The sequence below is a fragment of the Streptomyces sp. NPDC043746 genome (assembly GCF_056436485.1).
Genome location: NZ_JBWKCM010000019.1, coordinates 1 through 20,550, shown reverse-complemented (window position 1 = coordinate 20,550; position 20,550 = coordinate 1). Strand labels below are relative to the sequence as shown.

Genomic DNA, 20,550 nt, shown 5'->3' with positions numbered 1-20,550 from the left:
CCCTGGTCGGGGTCGGCACAACTGCGGTAGGCCCCCGCCAGGGGCCGATCGAGGGGCCTGGCGCCTTTCGTTCGGATCTCGCCGGGCGCGCGGGCCCCGGCACGCGCCCGCCCGCGTGCTCAGCGCACCCCCTCGGGGCGGAACTGGACGCTGATCCGGGGGCCCGCCGCCCGTGCCGTCTTCGGGACCGCGTGTTCCCAGGTGCGCTGGCAGCTGCCGCCCATGACGATCAGGTCGCCGTGGCCGAGCAACCGGCGTACGGGGGCGGGGCCCGGGCGGCGGGGCCGCAGGGCCAGGTGCCGGGGGGCGCCGAGCGAGAGGATCGCGACCATGGTGTCCTCGGTGGAGCCCCGGCCGCTCGTGTCGCCGTGCCAGGCGACCCCGTCGCGGCCGTTGCGGTAGTAGCAGAGCCCGGCCGTGGTGAACGGCTCCCCGAGTTCGGCGCCGTAGTACGCGCTCAGCGCCGTGCGGACGGTCTCCAGCGCGGGGTGCGGCAGGAGATCGCGCCGCCCGAAGAAGGCCAGCAGCCGGGGGACCGCCACCACCCGCTCGTACATCACCCGCTGCTCCGCCCGCCAGGCCACGTCGCGGGCCAGCGCCTCGAACAGGGTGTCGGCCCCCTGGAGCCACTGCGGCAGTACGTCGATCCAGGCGCCGTCGCCCAGCTGCTCGCGGCGCACCCCGTCCAGGGGGCGGACGGCGACCTCGTCCGCCTGGTCGAAGAGCGAGCTCTGCAGATGAAGGGCCATGGAGCGAGCGTAACGCTGATTCGTTCATACGTGCGAATGCGTGGCTCGGGGCCGTCAGCTCTCCCTGATCAGATCGGCGCATTTCTCACCGATCATCATGGTCGTGATGCACGGATTGGCCGTGGTCAGCACCGGCATCACCGACGCGTCCGCCACCCGCAGCCCGGTGACCCCCTTGACCCGCAGCTGCGGGTCGAGCGGCGACTGCGGATCGTCGGCCGGACCCATCCGGACCGTCCCCGCCGGGTGGTAGACGGTGTTGTGGGTCTCGCGGATGTAGGCGAACAGCTCCGCGTCGGTGGTGGCGCCCGGTCCCGGGGCCAGCTCGGCCCCCGCCCAGTCGGCCATCGCGGGCCGCGCGACGATCTCCCGCGCCAGGCGGAGCCCGTACGTCATCACCCGTACGTCGTGCTCGTCGGTGAAGTAGCGCGGATCGACCCGGGGCTTGTCCCGGAAGTCCCGGGTGCGGAGGCGGACCGTGCCCCGGGAGCGGGCGCGGGTGACGTTCGGGGTGAGGCAGAAGGCGTTCTCCGACGTGGGGTAGCCGCGCCGGTAGGTGTTGAGGTCGAACGGCACCGAGCCGTAGTGGAACATCAGGTCCGGCCGGTCCAGCCCCGGTTCCGTGTCCGCGAAGATGCCGATCTCCCACCACTGGGTGGAGGTGGTGACCATGGGCCGCTTCGCCTCCCACATGATCACGCCCTCCGGGTGGTCCTGGAGGTGCGAGCCGACGCCGGGGGAGTCCACCCGGACCTCCACGCCGGTCTCCCGCAGATGGCCGGCCGGACCGATCCCGGAGAGCATCAGCAGCTTGGGGGAGTCGATCGCCCCGCAGGCCACGATCACCTCGCGCCGGGCGTGCATCCGGCCGCTGTGGACGGTGTCGGGCTCCAGGTACTCCACTCCGGTGCACCGCCGCCCGTCCTCGCCCCCGAAGAGCAGCCGCTTCGCCTGGAGCCCCGTCCGCACCTCCAGGTTGGGCCGCTTTCCCAGGACCGGATGGAGATACGCGACCGAGGCCGAGGCCCGGGTGCCGTCCTCGCGGGCGTTGATCTGGAACCAGTGCGCGCCCCTGAGCACGGTGGTGCCCGTGTTGAACGGGGTGGTCGGGATGCCGGCCTCGGCGCACGCCTCCAGCAGCGCCGCACCGCACGGGTCGGCGGGCGGGACCGTGCGGATGGTGACCGGGCCGGAGCGGCCGTGGTGGTCGCCGGGGGCGTCGTTGGTCTCCAGCCGCCGGTAGAGCGGGAAGCACTCCGCCGCGCTCCACCCGGTGCAGCCCAGCGCACCCCACTCGTCGAGGTCCTCGGCCGGTGCCCAGAAGGCGATGCACGAGTTGTGCGAGGAGCAGCCGCCGAGCACCTTGGCGCGGGCGTGGCGCATGAAGCTGTTGCCGTACTCCTGCGGCTCCACCGGATAGTCCCAGTCGTAGCCGGACTCCAGCAGCGCCATCCACCTCTCCAGCCGCAGGATGCTGTCGTCCCCGACGTCCGATGGCCCGGCCTCCAGGACGCAGACGGTGGTGGCGGGGTCCTCGCTGAGTCGGGCGGCGACGACGGCACCCGCCGTACCGCCGCCGACCACGACGTAGTCGTACACGGTCACAGGGCTCTCTTCGGGCATCGCGTCTCCAGGGGTCAGCGGTTCAGCGGTCGGGCGTTGCCGGCGGCGCAGCGGTGGGGCCCCGGCGGCCACCGGACCCCTTGGGCCCGCTCGGCCCCTCGGCGTGTCCGGGGCGGGCGGGGCGGCTCATTCGAACCACCGTTGCGGGGCCGTGGCCACATTGCGCCAGATGTGCTTGGCCTCCTGGTACTCCGCCAGCCCCGTCGGCCCCAGCTCGCGACCGAAGCCGGACTGCTTCATGCCGCCCCACTCCGCCTGCGGCACGTAGGGGTGGAAGTCGTTGATCCACACGGTCCCGGCGCGCAGCCGGGAGGCCACCCGGTGGGCGCGCCCGGCATCCTGTGTCCAGACCGCGCCCGCCAGCCCGTACACCGTGTCGTTGGCCAGCCGCACCGCCTCGTCCTCGTCCCGGAACCGCTCCACGGTCAGGACGGGCCCGAACGACTCGTCCCGCACCACGGACATGGACGGACGGCACTCGTCGAGCACGGTCGGCAGGTAGTAGAAGCCGTCCGCCAGCGCGGGGTCGTCGGGCCGCGCGCCCCCGCAGCGCAGTACGGCGCCCTCGGCGACGCCCTCGGCCACGTACGCCTCGACCTTGTCGCGGTGGGCGGCGGAGATCAGCGGGCCGCTGCGGGCCTCCTCGTCGAAGGGCCCGCCGAGCCTGATCCGGCGGGCCCGCTCCACCAGCTCGTCCACGAACCGGTCGTGCAGCTCGTCCTGCACGAGCAGCCGGGCCCCGGCGGAGCAGACCTGCCCCGCGTGCAGGAAGACCGCCATCAGCCCGTAGTCGACGGCGGTGTCGAAGTCGGCGTCGGCGAAGACGATGTTGGGGTTCTTCCCGCCCAGCTCCAGGGCCACCTTCTTCACGGTCGGCGCGGCGGCCGCCATGACGGCCCGCCCGGTGGCGAGCCCTCCGGTGAACGACACCATGTCCACCCGCGGGTCCTCGGTGAGCGGCGCGCCCACGGCCGCGCCCGCCCCGAGCACCAGGTTGGCCACCCCCTCCGGCAGCTCGGCCTCGACGAGCAGCCCCATGAGCAGGACGGCGGTGTGCGGGGTCAGCTCGCTCGGCTTGAGAACGAAGGTGTTGCCGGCCGCGAGCGCCGGGGCGACCTTCCAGGCGGTCTGGAGGAGCGGGTAGTTCCACGGGGTGATGAGCGAGCAGACGCCGACGGGCTCGTACACGATCCGGCTGTCCACGTCCGCGTTCCCGGTGTCGACGACCCGGTCGGTGGACCCGGCGGAGACGAGGTTGCCGAAGTAGCGGAAGCAGTTGGCGATGTCGTCCATGTCGTACGCGCTCTCCACCAGCCGCTTCCCGGTGTCCAGCGACTCCGCCCGCGCGAAGGTGCTCCTGTCCCGCTCCAGCAGCTCCGCGACCCGCAGCAGCAGCCGCCCGCGCTCGGCGGCCGGCATCCGCGGCCAGGGCCCCTCGTCGAAGGCCCGCCGGGCGGCGGCGACGGCCGCTTCGGCGTCCGTCGGCCCACCCTCGTCGACGGTGGCGACCAGCGTGCCGTCGGCCGGGCAGCGGATCTCCCGCGTCCCCCCGTCGGCGGCGGCGGTCCACCGGCCGCCGATGAACAGCTCCGGCATGGCTCCTCCTGCTCCCAGCGCCCTCTGTGGCGACTCCAGGACAGAGAGTATGCGCAGCGGGACGGACCCGCAGCGTGGACGGGGCCGGCCGGGCACCGGCCCCGTAGTGATCCGCCGCCTGCGGCTACTCCGGGGCGAAGGACATCATCCGGGCCTCGCGACGCGAGTCCTGCCCGTCGACGATCGACGGGGTGATGACGAGCCGGTCCTTCACATAGGCCAGGCGCCCGGCCAGCATCCCGGCCTCGGTGGCGCGGGCCGCCTGGGGATGGCGAAGCACCTGCTTCTTCGTGTCCACGCCACCCGGGCCGAACCGGATGATCCCGCCGTCGCCGCTCGGCAGGCCCTGCTCGTAGACGAACGCGGACGTGCCGCCGGCCCCGCGCAGGGGGTGGAGGGTGCTCGACTCGGACTTCACCCCCCAGACGAGCTTCCCGGTGGCGAGATCGTAGGCGCCCACCTGCTTCGTCCCCCCGACATGGACGGCCTCCTCGCCGACGACCATGCCCGGACAGTTCTGGATGCCCTGGCCCGAATCCCCCGAGTCGCCGCACTTCTTGAAGCCCTTCGCCCGGGCGTCGATGGTCGTACGCGGCTTGCCGCCGGGGCCGAGCGAGACGATCCGCCAGTTGCCGACGATGTCCTTGGCGTCAAGGGAGACATAGACGACGGGAGCCACGGAGAGCACCTTGCCGACCTTCCAGCCCGGCTCGGTCCGGTGGCGCCAGAGCACCTTCCCGGTGCGCGGGTCGATCTCGCGGAGCTGGTCGTACGACTCACCGCGGTCGGCGCCGATCGCGCAGTTGGCGTTGACCAGGAGCCGGGAGCCGCCCGCCACGTCGTCGGGGTAGCACTTCCCGGGGTTCTCCATGGGGATGTCGTACAGCTTGGTGCCGTCATCGACCCGGTACGCGGCGGCGGTCATGCTCTGCACGACGGCCAGGACATCGCCGCTGATGGCGGTGTGCACGATGATCGTGTCGTCCATGGACCCGGACTCGGTCAGCTCCTTGTGCCATCCTGCCTTGCCGCTCCGCAGATCGATCATCTGGAGCTGGTTGCACCGGTTCCCGCTCTTCTCCTGGCTGTTCTTGTACACCAGGACCACCTTGCCGTCGGGCGTCGGATGGACCGGTGTCTCGCAGACGGGGGCGGGCAGGGGCACGCTCCACGCCTCGGAGCCGTCCGCGAGGCGGTAGGCGGTGACCTTCCGGTGCATGGCCTGGACCACGGTGTCGCCGACGATCCACAGATCGTGGAGCAGGATGCTGCGTCCCGGCAGGTCGGTCGGGTCGTCGACGACCCAGGCCTTCGCCTCGCCCGGCCCGCGTCCGGCGTTGATCTCCTCGGACGTCGGTATCCGCTTCGGCTCGGGTGCGGGCGCCGCGGAAGCCGGGGGAGCGGTCGGGGTCTTGGGGGCGGCGGGTGAGGTCTCCTTCGCCACGGGCGCGGCGGAGTCCCCCCACCACCGGCCGTCGGTGACGGCGTACACCCCGCCACCGGCCACCAGGAGCAGCAGGACGACGGCGGCGGCGATCACCGGCACCTTGGAGGAGCGCCTGCGCCGGGGCGGCTCCACCGGGGGGCCGAAGCCCTGCGAGGCGTACGGATTGCCCGGCAGCGGCCGGTGCTCCGGGGGCAGTTCCCAGGGGTGGGGCGGGCGAGGCATCAGCCCGCCCGGAAGGCGACGCGTTCGCCGGACGGCTCGGCGACGACGATCTGAAGGTGGTGCGGGGCGTGCGCCCGCGCCTTGCGGACCATCTTGTCGAGGTCGAACTTCCCCCGGGGTACGGAGACATGCACCGGCGCGGGCATGTCCGGGCGGGGCGGTGCGAGGCCCGCGTCCGCGGGCGGGAGAGCACCGGACCGCAACCGGGCGCCGATCAGCGCGTGGTGCTCGTCGGGGGTGGCCACGACGAGCTGGGTGACGTCCTGCCACGGCAGCGGCACCTGCCCGAACCGGACACCGGCGGCGTCGAACTGGAAGGCGGTGCGCCGCTTCTCGTGCCAGGAGATGATGAAGGGGATCGCCAGGACGATGACCGTGCCGCCCTTCATATCGAGCGCCCAGCCGAGCAGCAGGGCCAGCGCCACGACCCCCGCGATCAGCCCCCACAGCCCCGCCTGGTCCTTGGCGGAGAACGGGTGCGTGACGCGGTAGCGCTCCCATCGCGCACCGCGGCGAGTGGGCCCCGCACCGGGGGCGCGACTGCCGTGTGACATCGGTTTTCCCTTTCCTTCACCGGCCCGCCCACCCGTGCTCACCAGGTGTCCGGGCCGGTGCCCCGAATGGCGCCGACACCGGCGCAACCTGGCAGACTCTGTCGCGACGCGCTGAAACGCCGATGAAATTCCGCTGAAGCGGCGGACGCGGCACGGGGATGTGGGGGAGCGGACGTGGACGTGGACGTGTGGCGGACTCCGGCAACCTTGACATGGGCATGAGCGAGAAGGATCCGGTCGGGGACGCGGCGGGAACGGACGGGCGGGTGCGGATCGAGGTGCTCGGACCGGTCGGCGCCCGGCGCGGCACGGCACCGCTCGCGCTCGGACCGGTACGGCGGCAAGCGGTGCTCGCGGCGCTGATCCTGCGGGCACCCGCCCTGGTGACGTACCGTCAACTGCTGGACGACGTCTGGGGAACGGAGACCCCCGGCACGGGCCACCGGGTCCTCTCCAGCTACGTCTACTCGCTGCGCAAGGCGCTGGACGTGCCGGGCGCCGGGGCCTCCCGTTCGGTGATCCGCGGCGGGCGCGGCGGCTACCGCTTCGAGCCCGGTGCGGCCCGGACCGACCTTGCGGAGCTGGCCGAAGAGGTTGCCCATGCCCGCCGGGCGAAGACCGCGGGCGACCTCGAAGCGGCGCTCGCCCACGCCGACCGGGCCCTCGCGCTGTTCCGGGGCGAGCCGCTGCCCGGCCTGCCCGGCCCGCTCGCCGCCACCGAGCGCGAACGCCTCGCCCGGCAGCGCCGCACGGCGCACCAGGACCGGGCGGAGTGCCTGGTGCTGCTCGGGCGCTACGCCGAGGCCCTGGACGCCCTGATGGCCACGCCGCTGTCCCACCCGCACGACGAGCCGCTGGCGGGCCTGCGGATGCGCGCGCTGTACGGCACCGGGCGCCAGGCCGAGGCGCTGGCCCTCTACCGGGAGATGCGGCACCGGCTCCTGGAGGAGCTGGGCATGGAGCCCGGCGAGGAGCTGCGCCGGGTGCACCAGGCCGTCCTGCGCCGGGACGACGAGACGCTGCTGGGCCGCCGAACGCCCCGTACGGCGAAGCCGCCCGCGCCCGACCGGCCGCCCCCCGGCGAGACCCGCCCCGCCCCCGGTGGGGCGGTCCCCCGCAGGAACGACCTCCCCGGCGACACGGCGTGTCTGGTCGGCCGCGAGGCGGAACTCGCCCTGCTCACGGCCCCGGTCCCGCCGGAGGGGGTCTCCGTGGTGGCGGTCGACGGCACGGCGGGCGTCGGGAAGACCGCGCTGGTGGTGCGGGCCGCCAGGGCGCTGGCCGACGCCTACCCTGACGGCTGCCTCTTCGTGGACCTGCACACGCACGGCGCCGCCCACGAGAGAGTCGGCCCGCAGCGCGCCCTGCGTCGGCTGCTGCGCGCGGTACGGGGCAGCTTCGACGAACTCCCGGACGACCTGGACGAGATGGCGGACCTGGTCGCGGTCTGGCGCACGGCCACCAGCACGCTCCGGCTGCTCCTGGTCGTCGACGACGCGGACAGCGCCGCCCAGGTGCGCCCGCTCCTGCCCGCAGGACCGGGCAGCCGGGTCCTGGTGGCGGGCCGACGGCGGCTGCTCGGCCTCGATGCCGATCTGCGGCTCACCGTGGAGCCGCTGGAGACGGACGACGCGGTCGTGCTGCTCCGGGACCTGATCGGGAGGTCCCGGGCGGACCGCGAACCCGAGGAGGCGGCCGAGCTGGCCCGGCGCTGCGGCGGCCTGCCCCTGGCCCTGCGCATCGCGAGCGCCCGGTTGCAGAACCGCCCGTCCTGGACCCTGGCCCTGCTGGCGGGCCGGATGTCCGACGACGTGCGGAGCCTCGGTGAGCTGAAGGCGGGGGACCGCAGCGTGGAGGCGGCCTTCCGGATGTCGTACGACCAGCTCGCCCCCGAACTGCGGCGAGCGTTCCGGGCGTTGGGGCTGGCCCCGACCGCGCGCTTCGATCCGCTCACCCTCGCGGCCATGCTGGGGGTGTCCTGGGAGGAGGCCGAGGAGATCCTTGAGGACCTGGTCGACGCGAGCCTGCTCCAGCAGCCGCACCCCGGCCGCTACCGCCTGCACGATCTCGTACGGGCCCACGCGAGGCGCCTCGCCTCCGAAGTGCCCGAGGAGGCCGCCGCCGACCGTACGGCCGTCCTGGACCTCTACGTGGCCGCGGGCCGCGCCGCCGGTGACTGGGGCCCGGGCGGCTTCCCGGCCGATGCCCGCGCGTCGGGCCCGTCCCCCTTCCTCGGCTGGCGGGAAGCCGCGGCCTGGCTGAAGGCGGCCGGCGGGGAGCTGGTGGACGTGGTGGCCTACGCGGCCGCCGCCGACCGGCACGACCACGCCTGCAGGATCGCCGAGGCCCTGGTCGACCACCTGGTCCACCAGGGCCGGTACCACGACTGCCGGGCAGCCCTGGAGCTGGCGCTGCCCTGCGCGGACCTGGCCACCGACCGGCGGATGGCCTCCTCGCTGCGCAACTGCCTGGGCATGGTCGACATCTACCAGGGGCGGTTCCCCCAGGCGCACGCCTGGTTCACCAAAGCGCTGGAGCTGGGCCGCCGCCGGGACGCCCTGCGGGAGCAGGCCCGCGCGACGGCCGGTCTGGGCGCCGCCGAGTCGATCCTGGGCGACCTCGAAGGAGCCGTGGCCCATCTGAGTGAGGCGGTGGAGCTGGCCCCCCGGACCGGCGACGACTGGCTGAGCGGGATCGCGTGCTGCAACCTTGGTGCGATCCGCTCCCAACAGGGTCGGCACGAAGAGGCGCTCGGGCACGCGTCGGCCGCCCTCGCCACCGCCGAGAAGAACGGCCGCCCCCGGGCGATCAGCAACGCCCTGTGCTTCACCGCCGACGCCCTGATCGCCCTCGACCGCCAAACGGAGGCCACGGAGCTGCTGCTGCGCGCGGTCCGACTGGCCCGTGACGCCGAGGACCTGCCCCTGCACGCGGCGAGCCTCTCCCGCCTCGCCACCGTGGCGCATCTCCAGGGCAGCCTGCACTCCGCCGTCGACATCCACCGGGAGGCCCTGTCCACGCTCACGCCGAGCGCGAGCACCTGGCTGGAGATGGAGGTACGCGTCCGCCTCGGCACCACGTACGCGGCAGCGGGCCGCCACACCGAGGCCCGCCACGAGTTCGAGACCGCCCTCACCCTGCCCGCCGCAGCCGACCACCCCCGCCAGCACCGCGCGGCCCACGAGGGGCTGCGGGCCCTGGACGCCGCCGGGGATCCGTCGCCCTGACGTCGGCCGTGCGGGAAAGCGGAGACGTGCGCGGTGTGTCAGGGCAAAGTGCTGAATGCACCACAGAGACGCCAGGAGTGGGCATAGTCTGCAGGATCACCGCGGACGAGCCGGGGCGGGCTCGTGGTTGGGGCGGAGGTGCCATGGGCGGGGACCTGTATGAGCCGGTTACGGACAGTGGGTGCGGGAGAGCGGAGACCCCCGATCCCTATGAGGAACGGGCGCTGCTGACGCGGGCCATGACAGCAGGGCACGATGCGGTTCCCCCGCAGGAGCGCGAGCGGCTGCGAAGCTACCTCCAGGGCGTCGTGGCGGCCCGTCGGACACCTGTGCACACCGCGGTCGCGTTCAACGCCGCGTATTTCGGATACGACCGCGGCGGCGAGGGATACGGCGCGAGCCCCCTGCGCCCCGAGGACTTTCCTGTGATCACCCTCGGCGAGTGCGCTCCGGTGCTGCCGGTCGGCGCGATGGTGTGCGTGACCACAGGATCGGATCCGCTCTTCGCGGAGATCGTCTACCGGGAGGGCGCCCACCCGGAGGTGAGCGCGCACGGTGACGTCCCGGCGTGGGTGTCGGGAGCGCCCGCGGAGGCCGAAGGGCCGGGAGAACCGGGAGACGGGGCCGCGCCGCGACGCAGGGAACTGCTGGTACCCGACCTCGACGCCTTCGGGCCGGCCCTGCGACTTTCGCCGACCCAGCTCCACCGCCTGCGTACCCGTCAGCGATGGATCAACGCGGACGGACACCTGGTCGTCGACGTCTGCTACCCCTCCCAGCAGGCTGCCCGCCGAGACGAACTGTCGGCGTACGCCGACCATTTGATGAGCACCGCCCGGGACCAGTTACTCAGCCCCTTCGTTCCCGTCTCCCTCGCCGAACTGGTGGGCGGGACGCGTGACGAGGATATGCGGGCAGGGCTGGCGGGCCTCTTCGACACGATCCGGGGGGTCCTCGGTTCCAGCGACCTGCTGCGTACCTGGGGCGAGTACGCCATGACCAGGGCGTCCCTGGCCGGATGCTGGCGGGACACCGGCCCGCTGGGCGGCAACGACCTCAGATCGCTGGCGGCGGCCGTGGAGCACGCGGCCGCGCCGGTGAAGCGCCGCCACATGCTCACGTCCGCGCACCCCGTCCACACCGCCGTCGGCCCGAGGCTGCGGGCCTTCCCCGGGGCGGCGGATCTGCTCACGGGGACCGGATACGCCACCGCGGTGTGCCGGGCGAACACGGCGCTCGCCGATGTCGTCCAACGGGACAGCGAACAGGGCCTGTTCCCGAGCGGAATCCTTGTCACCCTCGACGACGCCTTCGAAAGCGGAGGTGTCTGGCGGTCCCACCGTCCCGGCGCACCGGAGCCCTCAGGGGACCCCCTCGTGCCCGCCGGGCGGGGCTGGGCCTCGACCCTCGGCCCGGAGGCAGTGCCCGGGGCCGGTGTGGACCTGGAGCCGGTCGATCTGCCGCTCGCCGACGACACCCTTCTCGGCTCCGGTGAACTTCTGCGCAGCGACGGTACCGATGTCGTCTGGCGGGCGCCCCTGCGGCTGGCCCACCTGATCGACGGCTGGTTCCCCCTGCCCTCGGAGGCCGTACGCGACCTCTGCCGGTCCCGCGACAGGCATCCGGCCTTGCGCCTGGAACTGCACCACCCGGGGCAGACGCTGGATGAGAAGGAGGCGGAGCAGGATGTCACCGTGGATCTGAGCCACGAGGTGCCACGGCTGACCGGCGTCCGCTGGCCGCTCGGCTTCTTCCCCGGACTGATGATCGAGATCCACCGCTGTCTCGGTGCCCCCGCGATCCGCCTGACCACGACGCCCCTTCGCGAGCGGGTACTGATCGGCGACCGCGAGACGGGCCACCGCTACGACCCGCGCGTGCTCACCCGCGAGGACGTCCCGGGCAGCGACCGCCACGGGGACAGCGCGGCCGGACTCGGCCCACGGCAGTTGGTCATGCGCACCGTGCGGCGCTGTGGTCTGCTCACCCTCGACGGGCACGCCCTCATGGACCGTGAGGCGCTGCCGACCGCCGCATACGGGCACCGTCCGGCCCGCGCGCAGGCCACTCGCCTGGAGTCGGCGGTCATGGAGCTGTGCGCGGAACGGGTACTGGAACCGGCCTGCGGCAGCCGGGACGCCCTCGGGCGCCCCCACCACCCGGCGCGCGATGGTCAGCCGGTCATCGAGCTGATCGGCTACCGACCGCTGGAGCGACGCGTGATACGCCCCTGGGGCGTCGCGGACGAGGGCGGTGCGCTGCCCGGCATCCAGTTCGTCCCCGGTCATCTGCGCCGCCTGCGCCCGGGGTGCTCACCCAGTGAGGCCCAGCGTGCCGCCTTTCGCGACTACTGCCGCCGTCTCGGCAAGGCGGACGGCTGGGAACTGCCCCATGGCTACACATTCGTCACCGAGCACACGCGCGGACACTGAAGACCGGCGCGCTTCCGGTCGATCCCGTACGCCCCCACCGATCGTGCGACCTGGGTCGAACCCTCGAGCGCACCATCCCCCTCCCGCACCGCCGTCGGGCCGGCCCCGTGCCCGTCCCGTGGAACCGCACCCGCCAGGGCGGGCCCGGCACCTGCGGGGCTCAGCCCGCACACCGTTCAGAAGTACGAGGAAACGGAGTACCCCCGTATGCAAGATCGCTACCACGTCGTCACGGGGCCGCCCCTGTCCCCGCGAGGCACTCCCGCCGAGGAACTCGAAGGTCTGGCGCAGGCGCTCGGGGCCCTGACGACGCCGGCTGTCGCCGCTGTGCACCGACTCCCCGTCAGTGCGGTGGAGCTGGCGTTCAACTCCCTGTCGCCCAAGGGGCGTCAGCACCTGCTGGACAGCCTGGGTATCCGCATCGCGGCGCCGCGGCGGGCGAGCAAGTCCCTGTGCAGGGATGTGCTCGGAAGGCTTCAGCGCGAGGCGCGGCAGCAAGCGGGCACCGGTGCGCTCCAGATGCTCACGCACACCGTGATGAACCAAGTCGGCCAGCACGCCTGCGCCACCCCGAAGGAGGCCGCGTCCGACCCGGCTTCCCGGTGGGGAGAGCCGTTGGTCAGGGCCACGGTCTTCGCATGGTGCAACGCCTCGGTCGGCGACGCCCACATTCTGGCCTGGGCCGCGGACCAGGACTGGTTCGCCGGGAGCGCGGACGAGGACGAGAAGGCCCGCTTCGACAGGGTCGGCGAGCTGGCCAGGGAGATCGTGGCCGCGTATCCCACCTTCCAGCCAGGCATGCCCGGAGAGCGGGGAACCACGCCCGAGGCCAATGCGCACCGGCGCACGCCGCGGACGGCCGTGGATACCGTCCCCGCCGAGGCGCCAGGGGCAGGCGTTGGGGCGGGGCCCGAGCCGGGCGACATGTGCCGGGAGCTGGGGGCGGGCCTTGCCCGGGCCCGGCAGGCCGCTGAGAAGGTGATGGTGGCGGTTGCGGACGGAGTTCCGCCACAGAACGAGGACCTGCTGCGGCTGACCGCGTTGAACACGCTGTTCGACCGTGCGGAGGCGGCGTTCGACGCGGCCGGGATCAGAGGGGTGCCCCGCCGCCTGGAGGACATGGTCCGCGCCGCGGAAGCGCACCGGGCGGTGAGTGAACGCGACGTACGGGCGCGAGAGGGGCTGCGGGAACTACTCGGTGTCGTATGCCGCCCCGGCAGCACCGCTGCGTCCGCCGCCGAGGCCGCGCGGGAAGCGGCGCGGAACCTGCTGGGAGAGCAGACATGGGGGGACGAGCAGCGCGAGGAGAGTACGGCCCTCCTGGCGCTGGCGCGGATCGTCCGACTGGGGCGCCAGGTGGACGCGGCGGCGGAGATCCTCGCTCTTCAGGAACAGGTCGTGCGGGTGCTGCCCAGCTGCGCGATGGCCGCCGTCATGGCCGCCGACCTGTCGTTCCCGCGGCCCGAGGCGGCGCACCGTACGTCGGCCCGGGCGGAAGCGGCGGCGGAGACCGGCGAGGGGCCGGGCAGCACGACGGCCGAGGAATCCGCGGAGGGACCGCCTCCCGCAGCGACAGACCCGGCGGCTGACGTCACCGCCGCCCCCTCCCGTCAGGCCACGCCCGTCTCGGCCTGCGAGAAGCGGAAGGCCCCGCCCGCGGAGGCGGTCCGCGAACCCGTCGGCCCTGCCTCCCAGCAGCCCGTGGTGCCCGGGGACAGCGCCCGGGCGACCACTCACGACACCGTCCCCACGCCCACGCCCACCAGCGCTACCGCGCCTGCGAGCGCGCCCACCACGGTGTCCCCGACTGCGGACGCGGTGCCGCCCGTCGAGCACGCGCCCTCCCCCGGGACGGCCCGCGTCCAGGAGCCGCCCCGGCACGACGACGGCCCCTCAGCGGAGGGAGAGCCGGATGAGGCGAGCGCCGAGGAGACCACGGCCGAGCGGGTTCTCGCCCGCTTGATCGTCGAGCGGCGCTTCGGGCTCGCCCATCAGATGGCGCGCGCCGCAGGTCGCCCCGAGCCGCAGGCGGCGGCGCTCCGGCTGGCCGGTGCCGCCGCGTTGCTCAGCTCCAACGACAGCCGTGGCGCACGGCTCACCACCGGCCTTCTGGAGAGTTACGGGGGGTACGGTCGTGACACCGAGGGAAGCGAACTCCTCCTGCTCCCAGCCCTGTTGCGCACAGCGCTGATCACCGGAGACCACCTGGCGGGAGCTCAGCTCAAGGCACTGGTACCGCGTCTGCCCGACCAGCTCGGCGGGGCGGCGACCGCGGTCGCCGACCGTGCGCTCAGCGGTGCCCTGATCGCGTCGCCGCTGGTCGTCATCGCCGACGACGCCGAGCGCGACGCACGCCTTGCGGAGTTGCGCGACCACTGCAACACGTTACTGGCGCCGCAGCGGCTCCGGTTCGCGCGGGCGACGGAGATCGCCAAGCGATGGCTGACACCCGGGGGCGGTCTGCTCGGCTCGCTCCTGACGGCTGTCGCGCACGACGACCGGGGCGCGATCCAGCACGTGCGAGAACAGGCGGAACGCCTGTCGAAACTGGCCGAGATCAACAGCGAGATCGACCGGATGGATCGCACATACCGCTCGTCGAGCGGCAAACCGCTTCAGGGATCCGGACGGCAGGACCTGGTGCACCTCGTGGAGCGCGCCGTCGGTCTGGCCAAGGAATGGTGCCTGGTGGTCGACGGCACCCGCCGCTCCGACCGGTCCGACCGCAACCGCGCGGTCAAGGAGATCTCCGCCCTTCGGCAGTCGCTCCTGGACGGAAAGGACGGCGTACTGGCGGAGTTGAAGCAGCTCGCCGGGTGCTCGGCAGGTCTCGCCGCGGCGACGGCGTGGGCGGCCCGTGCCTCCATGAAGGAGCTCTACGCTCTGCTGACCGGGGACAACGCGACCATGCGGACGGGCGGACCGATTCCTCCTGAGGTCGTGTTGGACGCGGAACTGCTCAAGGTGTGCGACTCGGTGGAGGAGCGACCGCCCTCGGCTGTGCTGCTCGCCGCGGTCGACCGCAGCTGGGCGGAAGCCGTCGCCGAGCGACTGGACCACGACGCCTTCGCCGCCGTCCGCACCATCGTGGAACTGGCCGACCGCGGGGTGCTGCCCGCCGCCCGCGCCGGGGAGTTCCTGCCGCCGTCGCTCCTCGAGGTCGAGGAGCGCGAGAGCGTCCGGCGTGGGGAACTGCGTGGGCAGCACGGCGAACTCGTGGCCGAACTGCACCGTGCCCAGGCCGAGGGCGCTGTGACCGATGATCAGGATCTGCGTCTCCAGGAGCTGCTCGCGGATGCTGAGGAGCGGCTCGACAAGGCCGAGACGCACGACCTGGTCTCCGTGCGGCGCGGCCTGGACACCGTACGGAGCAGCCTCCCCGACTTCCGGCGGGAGGCGGCCGACCGGATCCGGGCCCGACTCGACGTGCTGGACAGCACCGCGGACCAGCGGGCACAGGTGCTGCGAAGCCTGGAGACCAACGACCTGGCCACCGCCGCCGACCTCGTCTACTTCCTGGAGATCGGCGAGGACGTACCCGAGATCGAGAACGACGAGTCCCACCTGGCGGAGTTCTTCCCGGCGGTGCCCGACGGACTGCGCGGCGGTATCGACCGCGACCTGATCGACCTGGTGCGGTCGTGCGGCACGCATCCCGCCGTTCCCACGCTGGACTACAGCGCGCTGTCCACCGACGAGGCCGCGCTCGCGGCCGACGCCCTCGACGAGTGGAGGCTCATGGGCACCACCGAGCCGAAGGACAGGCTGCACGTGGCGCACACACGGCGGGTGCCGCCACTCCTCAAGCTGCTCGGCTACGACGCCAAGAGCGCACGACAGCTCGACGAGCGGTCCCAGAACCGGCGCGAGTACCGGCTCTTCGAGGCGACGGACGTGGTGATCAACGGCAGGGCGAAGGCGCCGGCGTTCGGCTCCCAGATCCGTGAACACGGCGGAAACCTGCGGGTCATGATGGTGTGGGGTCGGCCGCCCGCCAAGGTCGTGATGAGCTGGGCCGAGCGCGACACCAGTGGAACAAGCCTGGTCGTGCTCTACTTCGGCACCCTCAGCCGGGAGGCGCGCATCGAGCTCGCCGTGGGCTCGGGGCAGCTGTCCCAGCCCTTGCTGGTCGTCGATGACGCCGCACTCGCCTACCTCGCGGCCCACGGCAACCGCCAGGTCAGCATCGCCACCCAGACCCTGCTGCCGTTCTCCGGCGTCAACCCGTACATCAGGGAGAAGCGGGGCCGGATCGGCGGTGAGATGTTCTACGGCCGGGACGCCGAACGCAAGAGCATCCTCGACCCGCGCGGTACCCAGGTCATCTTCGGCGGCCGAGGCCTCGGCAAGTCGGCACTGCTCGCCGACGCCGGGGACAAGTTCATGGAGCAGTACCCCGATTACCACCTGTCGGTGTACGTGAACCTCGACCAGGAGAACATCGGCAAGGGCAGCTCACTCGGGCCGGAGACCCTGTGGAGCGTCCTGGACCGCAAGCTCACCGAGGCGCAGGTGCTGGGCCCTCCCCAGGGCCGTAAGCCCGTGAAGGACATCTCCGAGCGGGTGCGCGCGGGAATCCAGGCGTGGACTGACGGTGACTCGCGCCGACGGCTGCTGATCCTGCTCGACGAGTGCGACCAGTTCTTCGAGGCGGACGCTCCTCGCTTCAACCAGACCAAGAAGCTCAAGGGCCTGGGGGACGACACCAAGGACAGGGCCAAGGTCGTGTTCGCAGGCCTGCACTCCGTGCAGCGGTTCTCCAAGATGGCGAGCAACGGACCGTTCGGCCACCTCGCGCAGACCCCCAAGGTGATCGGTCCGCTCGCTCCGCAGTTCGCCGCCGAGCTGCTGGTCGAGCCCATGCGGGCCCTCGGCTTCGAGTTCCTCGACCTGGACCTGGTCAACCGGGTGCTCGGATACTGCTCCTACCAGCCTTTCCTGCTCCAGATGTTCGGGCATCGGCTGGTGGAGGTGATGCACCGCAAGCGGGCACGGCGTGGGCCCAACGGGCCGACGGGGCCGTTGTACAAGGTGGAACTGGCGGACATCGAGGTCGTGGAGTCGGACACCGGGCTGCGGGACAGCATCTCGGCCGCCTTCAAGGACACGCTGAGCCTCGACCACCGTTACGACGTGATCGCCAACGTGCTGGCCTACCACGCCCGGCACCACGGCCTGGAGGTGCGGCTGAGCGACACCGAACTGCGTGAGGAGTGCGAGACGTACTGGCGGAGGGGCTTCGAACAGCTCGACACCGAGGGCTTCAGGGCGTACCTCTCCGAGATGGTGGGCCTCGGCATCCTCGCCCCCAACCACGACGGTCTCGGCTGGCATCTGCGGGGTCCCAGCGCCCTGCGGATGATCGGCAGCTCCCACGAGGTGGAGGCCCGACTGCTCAGGGCCGAACAGGACTGTGAACTCCAGGAGAGCATCGTGCTTGAGGGCCGTCCCGAGCTGCCCGACGGCCGGCCCGCCCCGCTCACCATCACCCAGCTCGACGACCTGCTCGGGGAGCGTTCGAACCAGGCGAGGGTGGTCCTTGGCAGCGCGGCGACGGGTGTCACCGACGTCGGCGACACCCTGCGCAGGGTCGCGGGACGCATCGCCGACTGGAAGCTGCCGGCCGTCGGCAACGGACGCGTGTACCGGCAGGAACTCACGGGCGGAGCGCCGCGCGAGCGGAGGGTCGTCATCAGCGACTTCGCCAACTACCCGGCCCGTCCGGAGACGTGCCGGGAGGCCGTCGACCAGGCCGCGACGCTGCTGCCCGGCACGCCCGGCGTGACGCGAGCGGTCGTCCTCATCACCGATGTCGACCAGCTGGGCCTGTGGCGAACGCTGCTGACGGGCGCTGAGCACGCCCCTGCGGCCCCGGTCGTGCTGCGCCGCCACGATCGCCGCAGTCTGCGGGGCTGGGCGCAGCGCGTGGAGATGTTCCACACCGAGGACCGTCTGGACCGACTCCACGAACTGACCGGAGGCTGGCCGCTCCTGGTCGACCGGGCGCACCGGCTGCACGGCGAACTGGGCGACGCCGACAAGGTGTTCCGCCAGCTCGCTGACGTCCGCGCGGGCCGGGCGGGCGCCCGGGCCTTCACCGAGGCGACCGGGATCTACGCCGACCCCCTGCTGGCCGCCGGCTATCAGGCCCTCGCCGCCGAGTTCAAGGAGGACCGGTTCGACCTGTTGAGCGCGGTCACCGCTGTGGCACTCACGGTGGCCGGGCTCGAGGACGAGGAGGAGGCCCGCTGGATCGTCTCCTGTCTTGACGCCCTTCAGGTCTTCGACCGGGAGGACGGACACCTGAGACTGGAACCGTTCCTGCGGGAGTGCGTGGCGCTCTGCACATGAGGCCGTGACCGAAGAGTCGGCACGGTGCGTATGTCCCTGATACGCACCGTGCCGAGGGCCAGGCGGGATGAACCACCCCGGGTTGCCGCAACGCCCTCATGCCGATGTGAGGACCCGATGCCATTCGGCGAGAGCGGGGAGGGGAGCGCGGATCCAGCGCAGGATTCCACCAGGCTCCGTCATCGAGCCCCGTACCCGCCCCGAAGTCGGCATCCGAGCGTAGGGTCTGATGATCTAGGAGTTCGAACTGGGGGGAGCTACAGATGAGTTCGGCGCTGACGCCTGACGATCCGCAGCGGATCGCCGGATACTGGCTCGCTGCGCGGCTCGGCGCCGGCGGGCAGGGCGTGGTCTATGAGGCGTACGACGGGGCCGGTGTCCGGTACGCGCTCAAGACGCTGCACCGGGGTGCGGAACGTGTTCACCAGGAACGGTTCGCGCGGGAGGCCGAGGCGGCCCGGCGGGTAGCCGCGTTCTGCACCGCGAGAATCCTGGACTCCGGCGTCGACGGAGATGTGGCATACCTGGTCAGCGAGTACGTTTCAGGGCCCACACTGGCCTCCCGGGTGCGGGCGCACGGACCTATGGAGTCAGGTTCGGTGCTGCGTCTGGCGACCGGGGTCGCGACCGCGCTGGCCGCCATCCACCAAGCGGGGGTTCTGCACCGTGACCTGAAACCGGGGAACGTGCTGCTGGGGCCGGACGGGCCCCGGATCATCGACTTCGGCATCGCCCGCACCTCCGAGATGTCGCTCACCGCGACCGGCGCGATCATGGGAACCCTCGGCTACATGGCGCCGGAGGTACTGGCCGGGCGTCGGGCCACTGAGGCGTCCGACGTGTTCGCCTGGGCGGCGGTCGTGCTGTACGCGGCGACGGCCACCGAGCCCTTCCGAGGGGAGAACATCGCCGAGGTGGCGCACCGCACCACCACTGTCACACCCGATCTCCGTACGCTGCCCGCACCCGTACGGCCCCTCATCGCCGCGGCCCTCTCCAAGGACCCGCAGCATCGGCCCACGGCGGGCGACCTGCTGATGGGCCTGGTGGGTGCTCCCGTACGGGCCGCAGATCCCCGGATCGGCCTCATCCAGGAAGGCGCGCGCAAAGCCGCCGTACCAGCGCGGGGCACGGGGCCGGGCGAGAGCGATGACGCCGACGCGGTAGGCGGCGGCACCACCGGGTCCGGCACCGGCTCCGCGACGGGCGAAGGGAGCCCCCCGCGTACCGCGGTGGAAGCGTCACTCGGTGAACGTGCGGAGGCCGCTTTCACGGCGCTTTCCCCCGCGGCACAGTCGACCGCGCACGAGCTGCTGCTCCGGCTCGTCGTACCCGGCTCCGCGACCGACGGCTCCCAGGACTCCGTACGTACCGCCCAGTCGGCCGAGATCCTCGCGGGACGGCCCGACGCCGAACGGCGAGCCCTCACCGAGGCCGTCCAGGCGCTCACCGAGGCGGGGATCCTGGTCACCGAGGCGGATGGGTCGGTGCGCCCCGTCAGCGCGGCCCTGGTGCCGGCCTGGCGTCGGCTGCGTGCCGGGGTCGACGTCGATCGCCCGGGCATCGCGAGGCTCCAGCGGATCAGTGGCGCGGCCCAGTTGTGGGAGGCGCACGGCGAGCGGCCCGAGGACCTACTGCGCGGCACCGAGCTGCGGGCGTGCCTGGAGTGGCTGCCCACGGCCCCGTACCACCTGCGGCCGAACCCCCTTGAGCGGCGGTTCCTCGCGGCGGGCCGCACCGCCGCCGCACGCACAGCACGCCGCCGCCGCCAACTGCTTGCCGGCCTCGCCGCTGCGACGACGGTCGCGCTGGTGGCGGGAGGTGTGGCGTGGACGCAGAGCCGGGAAGCCGAACTGCGCCGTTCCCAGGCGACGGCCCGTGCCGTGGCACAGGCGGCGGAAGCCCTCCGGGGCACAGAGCCGGAGAAGGCGATGCTGTTGGGGCTGGCGTCCTGGAGGCTCGCCGAGGTCCCGGAGGCGCGAGCGGCACTGACGGCGGCCGCCGTCCAGCCGGAGCGTGCCGCGCTCGACGTCTCGGCTCTGCCCGGCGGCCTTCACGCGATCTCACCGGACGGACGCCGGCTCATGACCACGTCGGGCCAGGGCATCAGCTTCTGGGACCTGTCCCAGATCCGTGCGGGCGGCGCCGAACCACGGGTGACCCTGTCCTCCAAGGACTTCCGGCTGGACGACCTCCCCACGAACGAGCCCGTGCTGAGCCCGGACGCCCGGCTCATACTGCTGAGGGGCAAGGACGGTCCTACCTTTCAAGACGTGGGTCCGCTCCGGTCATTCGTAAGATCGGAGGGCCCGGGGGTTCTGGGTATGGCTGGCATGGCGGAGACCGCTC

General features: G+C 72.7%; 9 protein-coding genes. 4 read left to right on the top strand and 5 right to left on the bottom strand.

Annotated elements, in window-relative coordinates:
• Positions 1 to 119: 119 nt before the first annotated feature.
• From AC0682_RS20535 to AC0682_RS20515, 5 genes are all read right to left on the bottom strand, one after another.
• Positions 120 to 749 (bottom strand): alpha-ketoglutarate-dependent dioxygenase AlkB, encoded by a 630-nt coding sequence (locus AC0682_RS20535; RefSeq protein ID WP_478534425.1) that lies wholly within the window; start codon positions 747 to 749, stop codon positions 120 to 122.
• Between the two features lie 54 nt (positions 750 to 803).
• Complete coding sequence (locus AC0682_RS20530) at positions 804 to 2,372, bottom strand: GMC family oxidoreductase (RefSeq protein ID WP_478534423.1); 1,569 nt, start codon at positions 2,370 to 2,372, stop codon at positions 804 to 806.
• A gap of 126 nt (positions 2,373 to 2,498) precedes the next feature.
• Positions 2,499 to 3,968, bottom strand: a complete 1,470-nt coding sequence (locus tag AC0682_RS20525; protein WP_478534422.1) for an aldehyde dehydrogenase family protein — start codon at positions 3,966 to 3,968, stop codon at positions 2,499 to 2,501.
• Positions 3,969 to 4,092: 124 nt separating this feature from the next.
• Positions 4,093 to 5,637, bottom strand: coding sequence for an outer membrane protein assembly factor BamB family protein (locus AC0682_RS20520; protein WP_478534421.1), 1,545 nt, complete (start codon positions 5,635 to 5,637; stop codon positions 4,093 to 4,095).
• The gene (locus AC0682_RS20515) at positions 5,637 to 6,191 is read right to left on the bottom strand and encodes a hypothetical protein (RefSeq protein ID WP_478534420.1); all 555 of its coding nucleotides are present in this window, start codon (positions 6,189 to 6,191) and stop codon (positions 5,637 to 5,639) included. Before AC0682_RS20515 ends, AC0682_RS20520 begins: the two co-directional genes overlap by 1 nt.
• A 218-nt stretch (positions 6,192 to 6,409) precedes the next feature.
• On the opposite strand from AC0682_RS20515, the gene AC0682_RS20510 reads away from it, so the two are divergent.
• The 4 genes from AC0682_RS20510 to AC0682_RS20495 all read left to right on the top strand — a co-directional run.
• Entirely contained in the window at positions 6,410 to 9,418 is a 3,009-nt protein-coding gene (locus AC0682_RS20510; protein ID WP_478534419.1) for an AfsR/SARP family transcriptional regulator, read from the top strand.
• Positions 9,419 to 9,657: 239 nt separating this feature from the next.
• Positions 9,658 to 11,850: a hypothetical protein gene (locus AC0682_RS20505; protein WP_478534418.1), complete on the top strand. Its 2,193-nt coding sequence runs from the start codon at positions 9,658 to 9,660 to the stop codon at positions 11,848 to 11,850.
• 207 nt (positions 11,851 to 12,057) lie between these two features.
• Positions 12,058 to 18,201, top strand: a complete 6,144-nt coding sequence (locus AC0682_RS20500; protein WP_478534416.1) for a hypothetical protein — start codon at positions 12,058 to 12,060, stop codon at positions 18,199 to 18,201.
• 263 nt (positions 18,202 to 18,464) lie between these two features.
• A partial coding sequence (locus AC0682_RS20495; RefSeq protein WP_478534415.1) for a serine/threonine-protein kinase occupies positions 18,465 to 20,550 on the top strand: 2,086 nt, incomplete at its 3' end.